The 14,471-nt window shown below is 46.9% G+C and carries 13 protein-coding genes; 4 read left to right on the forward strand and 9 right to left on the reverse strand.

The window, feature by feature from the left end:
- Nucleotides 1–41: 41 nt before the first annotated feature.
- Nucleotides 42–683, reverse strand: a complete 642-nt coding sequence (trmB, locus tag U719_RS12240) for a tRNA (guanosine(46)-N7)-methyltransferase TrmB (RefSeq protein ID WP_023469086.1) — start codon at nucleotides 681–683, stop codon at nucleotides 42–44.
- Nucleotides 684–1,123: 440 nt separating this feature from the next.
- Here trmB and alsS point away from each other — a divergent pair, with 440 nt between their 5' ends.
- Both alsS and budA read left to right on the forward strand, forming a co-directional pair.
- A complete protein-coding gene (gene alsS / locus U719_RS12245) occupies nucleotides 1,124–2,815 on the forward strand; it encodes an acetolactate synthase AlsS (protein WP_023469088.1) in 1,692 nt (563 codons plus the stop codon).
- Between the two features lie 11 nt (nucleotides 2,816–2,826).
- A complete protein-coding gene (gene budA / locus U719_RS12250) occupies nucleotides 2,827–3,540 on the forward strand; it encodes an acetolactate decarboxylase (protein ID WP_023469089.1) in 714 nt (237 codons plus the stop codon).
- A gap of 40 nt (nucleotides 3,541–3,580) precedes the next feature.
- On the opposite strand, the gene U719_RS12255 is transcribed toward budA, so the two are convergent.
- The 6 genes from U719_RS12255 to pepV are packed head-to-tail and all read right to left on the reverse strand — an operon-like array spanning nucleotide 3,581 to nucleotide 10,618.
- A complete protein-coding gene (locus U719_RS12255; protein ID WP_023469090.1) occupies nucleotides 3,581–4,381 on the reverse strand; it encodes a phosphotransferase family protein in 801 nt (266 codons plus the stop codon).
- A 51-nt stretch (nucleotides 4,382–4,432) separates the two neighbouring features.
- Nucleotides 4,433–6,574, reverse strand: a complete 2,142-nt coding sequence (gene pulA, locus U719_RS12260; RefSeq protein ID WP_023469091.1) for a type I pullulanase — start codon at nucleotides 6,572–6,574, stop codon at nucleotides 4,433–4,435.
- A 34-nt stretch (nucleotides 6,575–6,608) separates the two neighbouring features.
- Nucleotides 6,609–7,463, reverse strand: coding sequence for a hypothetical protein (locus tag U719_RS12265; protein ID WP_235147590.1), 855 nt, complete (start codon nucleotides 7,461–7,463; stop codon nucleotides 6,609–6,611).
- 22 nt (nucleotides 7,464–7,485) lie between these two features.
- Nucleotides 7,486–8,004 (reverse strand): RNA 2',3'-cyclic phosphodiesterase, encoded by a 519-nt coding sequence (thpR, locus tag U719_RS12270; RefSeq protein ID WP_041255180.1) that lies wholly within the window; start codon nucleotides 8,002–8,004, stop codon nucleotides 7,486–7,488.
- Between the two features lie 8 nt (nucleotides 8,005–8,012).
- The gene (locus U719_RS12275) at nucleotides 8,013–9,161 is read right to left on the reverse strand and encodes an MFS transporter (RefSeq protein ID WP_023469093.1); all 1,149 of its coding nucleotides are present in this window, start codon (nucleotides 9,159–9,161) and stop codon (nucleotides 8,013–8,015) included.
- A gap of 59 nt (nucleotides 9,162–9,220) precedes the next feature.
- Nucleotides 9,221–10,618, reverse strand: a complete 1,398-nt coding sequence (pepV, locus tag U719_RS12280) for a dipeptidase PepV (protein WP_023469094.1) — start codon at nucleotides 10,616–10,618, stop codon at nucleotides 9,221–9,223.
- Between the two features lie 321 nt (nucleotides 10,619–10,939).
- Here pepV and U719_RS12285 point away from each other — a divergent pair, with 321 nt between their 5' ends.
- A complete protein-coding gene (locus U719_RS12285; protein WP_023469095.1) occupies nucleotides 10,940–11,158 on the forward strand; it encodes a DeoR family transcriptional regulator in 219 nt (72 codons plus the stop codon).
- Between the two features lie 108 nt (nucleotides 11,159–11,266).
- A complete protein-coding gene (locus U719_RS12290) occupies nucleotides 11,267–11,899 on the forward strand; it encodes an SDR family oxidoreductase (protein WP_023469096.1) in 633 nt (210 codons plus the stop codon).
- 60 nt (nucleotides 11,900–11,959) lie between these two features.
- On the opposite strand, the gene U719_RS12295 is transcribed toward U719_RS12290, so the two are convergent.
- Together U719_RS12295 and U719_RS12300 are read right to left on the reverse strand one after the other, a co-directional pair.
- The gene (locus U719_RS12295) at nucleotides 11,960–12,679 is read right to left on the reverse strand and encodes a pseudouridine synthase (RefSeq protein ID WP_023469097.1); all 720 of its coding nucleotides are present in this window, start codon (nucleotides 12,677–12,679) and stop codon (nucleotides 11,960–11,962) included.
- Nucleotides 12,666–14,330, reverse strand: coding sequence for a polysaccharide biosynthesis protein (locus tag U719_RS12300; protein ID WP_023469098.1), 1,665 nt, complete (start codon nucleotides 14,328–14,330; stop codon nucleotides 12,666–12,668). Before U719_RS12300 ends, U719_RS12295 begins: the two co-directional genes overlap by 14 nt.
- Nucleotides 14,331–14,471: the final 141 nt, after the last annotated feature.

Genomic DNA, 14,471 nt, shown 5'->3' on the forward strand with positions numbered 1-14,471 from the left:
TGAAAGAAATACCAGGAAAATAAGAAAACTTTTTGTCTAAATTAATTTTGGTACGTTGCTTCCATCCGATAAATCGGTTGACCCATTGATGAAAAACGCTCTTCGTACTCTGTTCGGACGTTATCTTCCGGTTCATTCGCATGTAAATCAAGTGACATCCAGTCGAAGCGCATGCCGTATGCTGACATCGTCATCAAACTCGATTCGAACAACTTCCGATTATCTGTCTTGAAGTGGATTTGACCTTTCGCTGGTAAAATATCTTCATATGTCGAGAGGAATGTTTTATACGTCAAGCGGCGTTTCGCATGACGTGTCTTTGGCCATGGATCAGAGAAGTTCAAGTACACGCGGGACACTTCACCTTTTTCAAAGTAATCACGTAAGTCTTTTGCATCGACCGTCAAGACGCGAACGTTCGATTGTGGTGTTTCGACCAATTTTTGAACGATCGTCACGGCAACGCTTTCGAATAGTTCGATCGCGATGAAGTTGATATCCGGGTGTTGGTGCGCCATTCCGGTAATGAAGGCTCCTTTCCCTGATCCCACTTCGATGTAGATCGGGTTATCATTCTTGAACTCGCTAGCCCATGCTCCTTTAAGAGATGCTGGTTCTGCTATATAGATCGAGGATTGTTCCTTCATATAATCCTGCGCCCATGGTTTATGTCGTAAACGCACTATCGTTCATCCTTTCCAAACTTAAATTATCCGCAGATAAGTTTATCATGATTCGGGTAATTATATAAGAACTTCTTCGTTTCCTATCGAAGAATGTTCAGCAGTTCGTCACTTGAGAAATAGTGAGCATTCTAATACACTTAAGGTACGTAAGAACCGAAAAGGAGGGCTATACTGTGGATGATTTCTTGATTAGTTGGGCATCTCCCATCGTTCTCGTCTTGGGAATCACTGCTTTGTTCGTCTGGGCGACTTTCGGAAAAGTCGACGTCGAATAAGGGCAATCTCTGTACCTTGTGTAATCATACACAAGGTACTTTTTTTATTTTCTAAATGATTTTAGGTTGGTTTTACCATGAAACAGATGTATACTTTTTTTGAAACAGATAATTTATTACAGCTATCGAACACCAAAAACTTTGGTAAAAAGGAGAATTGTAATGAACGAAAATAAAAACAGTGATTCAAAAGAATTAGTACAGAAGAAAACAGGTGCGGATTTAGTCGTCGATTCACTCATCGAGCAGGGTGTCGATTACATCTTCGGTATTCCCGGCGCCAAAATCGATTCCGTCTTCAATGTGTTACAGGACCGGGGACCTGAACTCATTGTTGCACGCCACGAACAAAACGCTGCCTTCATGGCTCAAGCCATCGGACGCTTGACGGACAAACCGGGTGTCGTCCTTGTAACATCTGGTCCTGGGGCATCGAATTTAGCGACTGGTCTTGTGACGGCGAACTCTGAAGGTGACCCTGTTGTCGCAATTGCCGGAGCTGTCACACGGGCCGATCGTTTAAAACGAACACATCAGTCGATGGACAATCAGGCACTCTTTACACCGATTACGAACTTTAGTGCTGAAGTGCAAGATGCCGATAACATTCCAGAAGTATTATCGAATGCTTTCCGTACAGCAGAAACGACAGCTGGAGCTGCTTTCGTTAGTATCCCGCAAGACGTCGGATTGAGCGAAGCGAACGTCACGGCATTCCGTGCGGTTGAAGCACCGAAGCTCGGTGTTGCACCAGAAGCTTGGGTCGAAGAGACGGCTCGCTTGATTCAGGATGCGAAGCTGCCTGTCTTGTTACTCGGTATGCGCGCGAGTCAGCCAGATGTCGTACACGCGATTCGTTCGTTACTCAAAAACGTCTCGATTCCTGTCGTTCAGACATTCCAAGCAGCTGGCACATTATCACGTGAACTTGAATCGAATTTCTACGGACGTGTTGGATTGTTCCGTAATCAGCCAGGAGATGCGTTACTTGCAGAAGCGGATCTCGTCCTCTCGATCGGATATGACCCGATCGGTTATGATCCGAAATTCTGGAACCAACCGACGCACGACCGCACGCTTGTCCACATCGATCAAATGCGCGCTGAAATTGACCACTTCTATCGTCCAGACCGTGAACTTGTCGGTGATATGGCGAAAACGGTCGATGCGATCGCTAAACGCCTGCAACCACTCACTTTACCTGAGAGTTCCGTGCAATTCCTCGAAGGATTACATCAACGTCTTGTTGATCGCGATGTTCCTCCAGTCGCGGATTCTCCATTGACGCACCCGCTTTATTTCATGAAGACGTTACGCGAAAAAATTGCGGATGATGTCACGGTCACAGTCGATGTCGGCTCTCACTATATCTGGATGGCACGTCATTTTCGTTCATATGAACCACGCCACCTTCTCTTTAGTAACGGGATGCAAACACTCGGCGTCGCACTTCCTTGGGCAATCGCGGCAACACTCGTACGTCCAGGAAAAAAAGCGGTCTCGATTTCAGGTGACGGCGGATTCCTCTTCTCTGCAATGGAACTTGAGACAGCTGTCCGCTTGAACTCACCACTCGTCCACTTCGTCTGGCGCGACAGCGGATTCGATATGGTCGCGTTCCAACAAGAGATGAAATACAAACGGAAATCCGGTACGTCATTTGGTGACGTTGATCTCGTCAAATATGCTGAGAGCTTTGGAGCAAAAGGACTTCGCGTAAATCATCCTTCGGAACTCGCAGCAATCATGGATGAAGCACTCGCGACAGACGGTCCCGTCATCGTCGATGTACCGATCGATTACCGTGACAACATCGCGCTCGGAGAACAAGTTCATCTCGATCAATTGAACTAAGGAGGACTCACATGGCACACGATAAAACACTCGTCCAGATTTCAACGATGATGGCACTGCTTGACGGCGTATTTGAGAGTGAAGTCACGTATGCTTCCGTCCTTGATCAACGTGATTTCGGTATCGGAACGTTTGACCACTTAGACGGTGAGATGATTGGATTCGATGGTCAATTCTATCAACTCCGCTCAGATGGTAGTGCTCGACCGCTCCAACCTGAGACGACGACACCTTTCGCGACATTAACCCGTTTCGAGCCGGAACAAACCCTGACCGTGACGGAAGAGATGTCAAAAGCGACGTTTGAGCACTGGCTGAACGAACAACTCCCAACGATCAATAGCTTTTATGCTATCCGGATTGACGGAACATTCACGGAGGTTCAGACACGCACCGTCGCACGCCAGGAAAAACCGTTCGTTCCAATCACGGAAGCTGTCGCTTCTCAAAGCGCTCGTACGTTCGAGCACACGGAAGGAACGCTTGCCGGATACTATACACCACGATTTGGTCACGGTATCGCCGTCGCCGGATATCACCTTCATTTCATCGATGCTGCTCGCGCAGGTGGTGGTCACGTCTTTGACTACACAGTTAAGAACGTCACCGTCACATTCGAAGAAAAACCGCAACTTGATTTACGTCTACCGACGACAGCGGCTTATCGATCGGCAGATCTCGAAAGTCATGATATTGAAAAAGAAATTAAAATCGCTGAAGGTTAAGCAAAAAAGCGTGTCGTTCCCTTTCGGAATGACACGCTTTTTAGTCGTTTGAGTATTCAAGTAGCTGTTCAAGAAAATGATAACTGTCGTCGACATCCGGATGACGCGTATCTTCATACCAGTAGAGTGACAATACTGCTTGCGCTACGACATACCAGTGCATCCGTTGTTTCAGATCACTCGTCAAAGGATGTCCATAATGTTCGAACCATTCTGGCCAAGCCGCTTCGTCGACATAACTATATAACATCATTCCAAGATCGTACGCACGGTCAGCAATAATCGCATCATCCCAATCGTTCAGATAGAGTTGACCGTCTGCTCCCGTCAACCAGTTATTGTGGTTCAAATCTGAATGACAAACGACCTGCTCATCCGTTCTTACCTGCTCCAGATTTTGTTCGAGGTAAACCATCGCATGTTCCACGAGCTCCGGATCCTCTAAATCATCCGGTTGAAAGTACAAACGACATTGTCGCAATAACTCATCAGGTTCGATCGGGCGCTGGTCAAGCTGTTGTAGCATGAACAGTAATTCCTTCGAATCATGGATTTTCCCAAGCAAACGTGCTACTTCAGGACGTTCCATCATTTCGGGCTCTAACTCGTCGCCTTCAATGAACTGTTGGGCGCTGATGACGTCCCCACTATAAATCCGTTTCGTCCATAATAACTTCGGAACGATTCCGTCTGCGGATAAAATCGCCAAAAACGGCGATGAATTTCGTTTTAAAAACAACTTCGATTGTCCGGTTGAAGCGATGTACGCTTCTCCTGTGATTCCACCTGCTGGCGTAAGGGTCCAGCCTTCGCCAAGCGCATCTAAAATATCTAATTCCATTATAATCCGCTCAACTTTTTTAGTAGATTTGCCTAAGGCACAATGCTTATCTTAACACGTTGCGATCGTCGTTGACAACGGAAGGACCTGAATCCTGTCGACACCTTTCAGAAGTGGGTCGACCGAGGCTTCATCCCCTTGTACATGCACATTCCAGCGCGAATGATCAAGTGAGACTTCAACGATTTCGCGCGTCGTATTGTAAACGATGAGCGTACGTTGCCATGCATCATACGAGTGGACCGCTCCAAGTTCATAAGCAATGACACCCGGACGTAAGTCGATGAAATGAAGCAACTCGCGAATCTGATTCGCTCGGTGCAACCGGAATCCGCCATGCATTCTACGAATCTGCAAAATCGTCCTGATGTATGTGACAAGGGACAGATGATCATCCCGCCGTTCCCAGTCCATTCGATTGATCTCGTCTGGTGCGTTATAGCTGTTTTCAACACCTTGTTTCGTGCGTAAGAACTCTTGACCTGCGTGAAGAAACGGAATCCCTTGCGCAAACAAGGCAATCGTCTGAGCTAGGCGACTCATCCGCAATAATTGCTGTTCATCTGCCTCTGGACAAGATAACTTTAATTTATCGTATAACGTATGATTGTCGTGCGCCTCGACGTAATTGATGGAATAGGTAGGTTCCGGAAAACGTCCGTACGTTTGATTGTCGATATGGACACTTCCCGCAATCCCGTTTCGGACCTCCCCTTCCTTCCAGCCATCTCCCGCAACGAAACCTCGGTCGAATTCACTGAACGTCGATCCTTTTAACGCGTCACGGAACACATCATTAAAATGGGCGATCCGCGGCATTTGCGCAGCGGAGGCACTCATCGCCTTTAATCGTTCCGGTAACGCTGTCGCGAGATCCCACCCTTCTCCATACACCAGAATCGTTGGATCAATCGCATCGAGCGCCGCACGAACATCATTCATCGTCTCAATATCATGAATCCCCATCAAATCAAATCGAAAGGCATCAATCCGGTAGACTCGAGCAAAGTACGTCAAACAGTCAACGATCAGACGGCGCATCATGAATCGCTCAGATGCGGTATCATTTCCGACACCTGTTCCGTTCGATAGTGTTCCGTCTACTTCGTAGCGGAAATAATAACCAGGGACAAGCTGTTCGAGAGAGGAGCGTTCTCGAATGAAGACGTGATTCATGACGACATCGAATGTGACACGAATGCCTGCTTCATGGAGTCGCTCTACCATTTCCGCGTATTCTCTGACGCGAACGAGTGGTTCAACCGAACTCGCATAACTCCCAGCTAGCCCGAACCAAAGCATTGGGTCGTATCCCCAGTTATATGGAGACCGCGTCCGTTCATCGGTCGTCTCAAAAAAGTGGACTGGTAGCAATTGCAGATGGGTGATCCCGAGATCCAGGAGATAATCAAGTCCCGTCGCATGACCTCGAGGAGAGCGCGTTCCTCGTTCCGTCATCCCTGTGTATTGACCCGGATAACTTGAACCAGCTGAGTGATCGATCGTGAAATCACGGATATTCGCTTCGTAGATGACAGCGTCTGACGGTTTGACGAACAGAGGACGCGCGACACGCTTCGGGAACCACTTGGTCATCGTCCGTTCGACGTCAACGATGACACCGTATCGACCATTCTCCGATATCGCACTAGCGTACGGATCAACGACCTCTTTTGTGCCAAGGTATGTCGTCACTTCATACCGATACCAGCACTCTGCGATATCTTGTTCCAGTTGAAGATGATAAGCACCTTGCTCGTGTCGCTCCATTTCGTACTTTCCGAGCAACCGTTCATCTTGATCGTACACGACACACATGATCCGTTCTGCGACCGGTGACCAAACAGCAAAGTGAAATGTACCCTTTTCTTCCCAGACACCGAGCTTCCCTTCGTAACGGTACTTGCGCTCGAACGCTTCCGTCCGGACTAACCGGTCAGGAACGACGCGAATCGACCTCCCTGCTCCGAACACCTCATATCGGCATTCGAGCTCGACCGGTTCCAGAACCGTCAATTCATAAATCACCAGTTGTTCCTCACGGTGTGTTTCGACTTGCTGGATCGCAAGTGATTGTCCATCACATTCAAGCGACCAGTGGATTGACGGATTGCCTTCGACCTCGACTCGGATGCTTTGGAACGATGAGAACTCCGCCCGGATCACTGGTATCGCTACTTCTTGGTTTGTCATCTCTTTCGCAACGACAATGCCGTCGCTCCCTCCCTTACTCTTGAATGCGTGACTGTTCCTCACTTTGGATCGCCATTTGAAACGGAATCGATACGGTTTCCTTTAGGATTTTTTCACACACACGCATTTGAGCAGCTTTTGTATGAGTCGCATTCCCATTCATACGATTCAACCATTTAGGAAAATCCACTTTATTGACATACGTCGTCGTCGTTTCTTTTGGAATCTTATCAAAATAACCACTTGGAGCTAAGATGACCCGTTCGATCGGTAAATCGTAATCTCGTCCAAGAATCGTATGCAAAATGTCTTCCGTTCGTTTTAAACTGATATTCGGGTTCAAAATCTGTTTCACAGATGCTTTGAACGGTTGTTCCCGCCACAACTTATCTCGTCGAATATGATAAATACTCTCTTCACCATCGAGCCATTCCATGATATAGATCACGGACGGACCGACGACAAATGGACTCAACTCGACTTCTCCGACTTGATAGTGAATGACCGCCCGATAAAACATCGCATATTGTTCATTTAGTAGATGCAACATCTGATAGAAGTCTAAATGACGTTTTAATGGAATCCGCCAAATGTCCTCCTCCCCTGCTCCGCCAGCGACGTTCAAGAGTTTTTGTAACTCGAGACGTTTTTTGTACCATTTATCAAACGCTCTTCGAGATAATTGTTTACCCGGAAGTTGAATGACTTCACTTTTTTTCATCACTTGCCACCACTTCTTCGGACGGATAAGCGTCTCCCCTGGAAACAATTCTCCTGTCTCCCATTTGCGATAAACGTTCGTATAATCAAGTGCCTGGTGTTCAACAAATCGTTTCGTCATCTCTAGCGGATTTTTTTCAAATCGACTATCTAAGTCATATAGTTTCATCAAAATTGCGATGGGGATCACCTCATTCCTCTTCACCTAGATGAATCCGATAAACCGGCTCATATCGCGGTGAAACCTCTGGTCGTACTTCAAATAGAACGAGTTCACGAACAGTCCACTCTATTGATCGGATCGGACTCGTCTTCCATTCGGCTGCCTCAGCGCGCCACTTTTTCGCGATCGTGACATGCGGAACGAATGGTCTGGTCGAATTCGGATCAATCTGTTCCACTAATTGAAACAATTCTTCCGATTCCGTTCCAAATCCTACGACGCGTGGTCGTTCATCCCGACCGAACGTGATCAAACGATTGAATCGTAGCACGAACGGTTCCATCATACGCGCGATCTGCTGTAACTGCTGTTTCCACGACTGCTGTTCTTTTTCCTCCAATGGACCGAAAAAACGAAGTGTTAGATGATACTCTTCTAACGTATAGACGTTACGAAAGTACTCAGGTAGCGATAACCGTTCAGCAAGATTTGCCAAATCTTTAGAAGGGATCGGCAAAGCAATGAAAAAGTGTCGTTCTTGTCTCATCGTCGCGCTCACTCCTTCATACGACCACTGATACCATACAGAATCGCGCCTAGGATACTACTACTTGTATATACCCAAAAGACGGTATAGATTGTACTCTCCTCGAGTACAAAACCACTCATCAGATTAAACAACGCTGTCGCGAGTCCCGTCGTCGTCGCCATATATGTACTGACGGCTGTTGCGACCATCGTCTCTGGAACGAGAGATCGCACATAATCTAAGGCGACAGGGATCAACAGACCAACGATCATTCCTTGCATCGCAGATAATACCCACAGCATGACGATTGGAAGTTCTAAAGCAATCATCGCCGTCCGCGCAGCCGACAACAAGGAAACGAATACAAGAACCGGAATCGCTCCGAATCGTAATAACAGACGCGAGGCGATGCGCATGAACGGAATTTCGCACAGAACGGCGACAAAGAATAATGTTCCGACGAGTGCCGTCGTCTCACCACGAATCGTGACGTAGCTGCCAAAGTAATAATTGTTGGCGAAGATGGGTCCGAAGATCAAACTCCCCCCTGCTAGGAACAACAGGAAGCGTCGATTCGAAAAGAGCTGTTTTAACGGTACGGGTTGCTGATGTGAAACATGGACGCTGCCCGTCTCTTCAATACCGATCAGCACAAGGAAACCGAGAACCCATGCTGCACCGGTTGCATAAAAAATCAGATTTAGTCCGCCACCCTCAGTGATTTGCCCAAGAATGAAAACAGCTAAAGCGAACCCTGCTGAGCCGAAAAGACGTAAAGCGCCGTAATCCACTTTACGCTTTCGCGTGTACTCGATCGCTAATGTATCCACGAGCGGAATATGCGCGCACTGGAACAACGCCCAAACGCAAGAAATCAATAATAAAAGTAGATAAGCAGACGTCAGTAAGTAACTGAGTGTAAAAATACCGGCAGCAAGCATCGCGACGAGCAAGAGTCGTTTCGGTTTTCCGAGTCGGTCCGCCGCGATTCCCCAAACAGGTTGTAGGAAAATGGAGAGAATCGGTCCAATCGCAACGATTGTTCCAATCTCTGAAGCCGACAGTCCGAACGCGTCGTTTGAGAAATAAAGCGCGAGATACGGAATGAGTGCTCCTTGTCCAAAGAAAATAAAGAAATATAATGCTTGGAAATGATAGGTTTGACGATTTTTCACACGGAACTTCCTTTCAAGAAGCAATCCCCCCATCTTTACGATGCGGGGATCATCAATCATTATTTTGCGAGCTCATAAATCGCTTCTGCATAGATTGCGACAGCAAGCAATAGTTCATCAAAATCAACATATTCATCGACTTGGTGAGCAACTTCAGGACCACCCGGGAAGACTGGACCAAAAGCAACTCCCGCCGTCAATGAACGCGCATATGTGCCGCCACCAATTGCTATCAGATCAGCTGATTGGTTCGTATGGCGCTCATAGACAGCACTTAGCGTCTTGATCAATTCATGGTTTGGATCAACATGGTGCGGTGTCATGTGCGTCCGCGTCTGCAATTCAAAACCATATCCTGCCGCGGCTTCCTTGATGATTTGCAAACGTTCCGTGAAGTCTGCTGTATACGGGTAACGGATATTGATTGATGCCGTTCCTTGCTCTTCGGCGTAACGGAATACACCGCCATTGATCGTTAAGTCACCTGTCTCGTCTGAAGCAGCGACACCCATCGCTACACCGCGAGAATCCCGGAACATATGCGTCACGAGTTGAATGTAACGACGACCGTTATAATCCAAGTGAAGCGTATTGAGGAAACGTGCCAAATGTAAAGCAGCATTTTTACCATTGTCCGGCTCCATCGCATGGGCTGCGACACCATTGACATCAAGTATGAGACCTTCCGTTTCTTGCTTGACTGTTCCCGTCAAACCTTGTTCTTCAAGATAAGCATGGAAATCCGTCTCAAGCGTTCCTACTTCGACGACACGAAGAAGCGCTTGGGCATGACCTGGAACCATGTTCGGACGTTCGCCACCTTCAAAACGAACGAGATGGTAGCCTGTATCAGATGCTTGCGCTGGTTTCCCTTGAATCAATAACCCATCATAGAGTCCTTTTTCCGCATTGATGATCGGGAAGTCGGCATCTGGTGCAAAACCAAGTGTGGGCATCTCTTCATGTTTGAAGTAATGATTGACACAACGCCATTCACTCTCCTCATCCCCTCCTGCAATCAGACGGATGCGCTTCGAGAGTGGTAAGCCAAGTTCTTTGACGATTTTCAAAGCGTAATAAGCTGCCATCGTCGGTCCTTTATCATCGATTGCTCCACGTGCATACAGTTTTCCATCTACAAGCGTCGGGTTGAATGGACCGTATGTCCAGTGATCGCCACCAGCTGGTACGACGTCTAAGTGACAAAGAATACCGAGTAACTCTTCCCCTTGACCATATTCCAAATGTCCTGCATACCCATCGACATTTTTTGTCGTGAACCCATCGCGTTCCCCTGTCGCGAGCATCCAATCGAGGGCACGTTTGACTTCATGACCAAACGGCGCGCCCTCTTCGATCGTGGATTCGTCGAGTACACTCGGAATCCGTAATAATTCTTTTAAATCTTCTAATAAGTCCTCGCGACGTGCGAGTACTTCCTCTTTCCAATTCACCATCTGATTTCGCTCCTTCATTACGGGTTTTGGATTCGTTTCCTATACACCTTCCTAGTATAGCGAATATTCGTTCAGATACGAACATCCAAATTCTGTTTTCTTTTTTATTTATTGAAATGACGAACATTAATCTAAAATAAAACCTAAATTATCGACTTTACAAACCATTTGAATATATTTTTTATGAAAACGTTCGGTTAAATTACTTGCATTTTAATATCAAAACGTTATACTAAAGGCGAAACAACTGGATATTGCATTGTCTTTTGTCACCCGAAGCTTTAGAACACTATTCTATCCATTGGGGGAGTGGTTATACCAATGAAAGATTCTACAGACCGTATGTTGACCCGGATTAAATCGATCTATCTCTACATCCAAGAGAACGGAGCTACTACGACAGCAGAGTTGGTTGAAGAGTTTGGCATCACTTCAAGGACCGTCCAGCGGGATTTGAACGTGCTTGAATACAACAATCTCATTGTGAGCCCTCGACGCGGTACATGGACGTCGAGTAAGAAACAAAAGCAAGCGGGTTGATCCACTGTTTCACTATGTATATCTTTCGATGACGCGATTCTTCGCGTCTTTTTTTGTTATCTTTTTTAAAACGTGGGGTATAGCTATTGGGAGAAGGAGATGATGAGAATGAATATTTTAATCATTGGAGCAAACGGAACGACAGGACGCAAGATGGTCGAATTGATCGCTAAACAAGGAGATCACCAAGCGATCGCGGTCGTACGGGAAGAAAATCAAATCAACGATTTGATTGCACTCGGCGCATCTGAAGTCAGACTTGGGGATTTGACGAAGGATGTCAGTGGCGTCATCAGTAACGCGGACGTCGTCATCTTTGCAGCGGGTGCTGGTGGCGCATCGGACGAATTGACACGCGCCGTCGATCAGGAAGGTGCGATCAAAGTCATCGATGCAGCAAAAGCCAACGGGATCGATCGTTTCCTGATGCTCAGTTCAGTCGGTACGGAAGAACCGAAAGGCGAACTAAAAGTGTATCTTGAATCGAAAGCAGCAGCAGACGCTCACCTCAAAGAAAGTGGACTCGACTATACAATCGTCCGTCCCGGTCCGCTCAGCTACGATGACCCAACAGGTACTGTTGAAACGAAAGAGCATTTTGATTCATACGAAGATCGTAAGGTGTCTCGTGACGATGTGGCAGCGCTGTTCGTTCACTTGATTGATCATCCGACACAATCTCGTGTATTCGAAGTACTCAGCGGTCCTTATCCGATCGCAGAAGCACTACGTAATCAATAATTAAATCCCACAATAAAAGGCGATGGAATGTACTTTCATTCCACCGCCTTTTTGCTTTGCTTATTCAGGTTGCCAATCAAATAACGACAATTCCTCTTGTGTCAGTTCACGGTAGTCCCCGAGTGCAAGTGCCGAATCAAGCTCTAAACGACCAATCGAGCGCCGTTTCAAGAACGTGACCTCTTTACCTAGGGCAAGCATCATCCGTTTGACTTGATGGAACTTCCCTTCCGTGATCGTCAATTCAAGCGTTGAATCTGTTTCTGTCGTCGATAAGATGACGAGTTTTCCTGGCTTTGCCTGATAACCGTCTTCTAAGGTGACGCCTGCCGCAATTGCCTCGACGTCTTCTTGCGTCAATACACCTGTCACTTCCGCGTAATACGTTTTTTCAACGTGTTTTTTCGGAGACATCAAGGCATGATTGAACGCTCCATCGTTTGTCAGTAACAACAAACCTTCTGTATCCTTATCAAGTCGTCCGACCGGAAACGGTTTGAAATACGTCACGTCTTCAAACAACAGATCGATGACGGTCTCATCTCGTTTATCCTCCGTCGCACTAATGACACCCGGTGGTTTATTCATCATCAAGTAGATGTATTTTTGATACGTGACCGGTTCGCCGTACATCAGAACCTGTTGTGACTCGACATCGACATGTTGTTTCGGATCACGAACGATCTCACCATCGACTTGAATTGCCCCTGCCTTGAGCAAAAGTTTTACTTCTTTTCGGGAGCCTGCCCCCATGTTGGATAACAATTTATCTAGACGCATGATTTCGTCCTCGTTTCAATGAAAATTTACGCCCTAATATGACCTCTGCTAAACCACTCCAAATCGAAAGTCCAGCGAAAATCACGATTCCAACTGCCGCACCAATGATCAGGATCAACAGAGATGCCCATGTCGTCTCTGGTAAGAAGGACACCATTCCCCACTTCACGAGTGCAACACCTGCTCCCATCAATGCACTAATGATTAAAATCAATGATGTCCGGCGCAAGACAGTACTGAATGGGAACTTCACCGTTTGTGTGATCCGGAAGAACATTAATCCCGTCGCAACGAGATAGCCGATGATCGTCGCATATCCAGCACCTGTTCCATCACCTGTCAAATGAATCAACGGTGCATTCAAGAGATACTTCGCAAGTAATCCTACAAGAGTTGCAATGATCGTGAAGTACTGACGGTTAATCCCTTGAAGGACTGCTGCCGTTACAGAATACAAGGCAAGGAACAACGCACTCGGCGCATAACTTAACAGATAGACCCACGCCGCTTGATCTTTTGGGAATAACACATGGAACGTTTCTTCACTGAGGAGAATCATCCCGACGACTGCCGGAATCGTCACAAAGAAAACAAGTTGATAAATCTGTGAGATTTGAGCCCGTACTTTCCGCATATCTCCTTGCGTGAAGGACGCTGTTAACAGTGGAGTTGCAGATAACGACAATCCTGTTGCGACCGACACCGGAATCAAGACGATCTTATGACTATCCGCAATCAGATAGGCAGTCGCGTTTCCGGCCGCTTCGAGCGTGTAACCGATACTTTGTAAGGCGGCATTCATCGTATTCTGGTCGATGACTTGATAAAGGGGTGTCGAAAGACCGACCATGACGATTGGAATCGCATACGTCAATAATTCCTTATACAAATCCGTTAACGGGCGATCCGGCGAACGGACGGTTTGAGTAGCACGAAGTTCCTGTAAGCCACTGGCACGTTTGCGGAAATAATAGATCAGAACCGCAACACTACCAATTGCGCCAATGAAAGCGCTGAATGTTGCAATCGTTGCGGCAAATGCTGCACCTGAATCAAACAAATAAATCGCGATGCTGACTCCTGCAAGCAAGAAGATGATCCGGACGATTTGTTCCAAGATTTGCGAAATCGCGGTCGGTCCCATCGATTGATATCCTTGGAAGTATCCACGCGTCATACTCATCGGTGGAATCAAGAGTAAAGCGAAACTCACGCCACGAATCGTCATCGTGACAGCATCAACGTATGCTGCTGAATCAACGTCACCACCTGGAATGGCCCGGTGTGCTAAATACGGTGCGAGAAAGAATAAAGCAAGGAAGGAAACAATCCCGGTCAAGGACATGATTTTCAGACCAGACCGATATAATCTTTCACTCGTATCATACTCTCCTAATGCATTGTATTTGGCGACGAATTTCGAGACGGCGACAGGAATCCCTGCTGTCGCGAGTCCGATCATGATCGCATAATAGTTATAGGCATACGTATAAAACATAATACCTGTAGCACCGACCATGAACTGGAATGGAAAGAGGTAGATCAAACCTAGTGCGCGGGAAATCAGTGACGCACCGGATAGGAGCATCGTCCCACGAACGAATCCCGCATTACCGGGAGAAGTGGACTGTTTATTGTTGACTGTGGACATGGTAACATCCCTCACGCTTTCTAATTTTTAAACTCGACACTCTAATCATGACTGTCTCATTATACAAGTTCTCTCGTACACAATTGCAAATCATTATACCGCTGTCTTTCTGGAATTGAAAGAGACGGTTTGTTTACAGTC

The organism is Exiguobacterium sp. MH3, from assembly GCF_000496635.1.
Lineage (GTDB): Bacteria > Bacillota > Bacilli > Exiguobacteriales > Exiguobacteriaceae > Exiguobacterium_A > Exiguobacterium_A indicum.

Coding starts and splice junctions, on each gene's coding strand:
- budA (WP_023469089.1), top strand. CDS start 2,827: ATGGCACACGATAAAACACTCGTCCAGATTTCAACGATGATGGCACTG.
- U719_RS12265 (WP_235147590.1), bottom strand. CDS start 7,463: ATGAAACTATATGACTTAGATAGTCGATTTGAAAAAAATCCGCTAGAG.
- U719_RS12255 (WP_023469090.1), bottom strand. CDS start 4,381: ATGGAATTAGATATTTTAGATGCGCTTGGCGAAGGCTGGACCCTTACG.
- alsS (WP_023469088.1), top strand. CDS start 1,124: ATGAACGAAAATAAAAACAGTGATTCAAAAGAATTAGTACAGAAGAAA.
- thpR (WP_041255180.1), bottom strand. CDS start 8,004: ATGAGACAAGAACGACACTTTTTCATTGCTTTGCCGATCCCTTCTAAA.
- U719_RS12300 (WP_023469098.1), bottom strand. CDS start 14,330: ATGTCCACAGTCAACAATAAACAGTCCACTTCTCCCGGTAATGCGGGA.
- U719_RS12295 (WP_023469097.1), bottom strand. CDS start 12,679: ATGCGTCTAGATAAATTGTTATCCAACATGGGGGCAGGCTCCCGAAAA.
- pulA (WP_023469091.1), bottom strand. CDS start 6,574: ATGACAAACCAAGAAGTAGCGATACCAGTGATCCGGGCGGAGTTCTCA.
- U719_RS12285 (WP_023469095.1), top strand. CDS start 10,940: ATGAAAGATTCTACAGACCGTATGTTGACCCGGATTAAATCGATCTAT.
- pepV (WP_023469094.1), bottom strand. CDS start 10,618: ATGGTGAATTGGAAAGAGGAAGTACTCGCACGTCGCGAGGACTTATTA.
- U719_RS12290 (WP_023469096.1), top strand. CDS start 11,267: ATGAATATTTTAATCATTGGAGCAAACGGAACGACAGGACGCAAGATG.